Origin of the sequence: Brevibacterium sp. FAM 24630 (genome assembly GCF_049804075.1) — a bacterium.
GTDB lineage: Bacteria > Actinomycetota > Actinomycetes > Actinomycetales > Brevibacteriaceae > Brevibacterium.
In genome coordinates this window covers 1-253 of sequence record NZ_JBNBZD010000120.1, presented here as the reverse complement: position 1 = coordinate 253, position 253 = coordinate 1, and the positions used below count along the sequence as shown (strand labels likewise).

Sequence of the window (253 nt, the reverse complement as noted above, 5' to 3'; positions counted from 1 at the left end):
CGCCGACCCCAGATACGACTTGCCAGACCCGGTGAACCCCTGGAACACAACGTTTTGCTGCCGGGTGATGAACGAGGCGGTTCCGAGTTGAGCGATGACGTCACGGTCGAGGCCGCGCTGGTCGATCTGGACTGTGTCAAGTTGTTTCGACAGGAGAACACTATTTCCTCAAGCAGCCCGGTCGGCTGCCGATGATTCCGTCTCGGTGCGATCGAAGAACGACTCCATCGCCCGGGCAGGGATCTCATAGCCC

General features: G+C 60.1%; 1 pseudogene. It reads right to left on the bottom strand.

From position 1 onward, the window contains the following. Positions 1-96: pseudogene (locus ACPUD7_RS17955) on the bottom strand (ATP-binding protein); the annotation flags it as partial. Positions 97-253 lie beyond the last annotated feature (157 nt).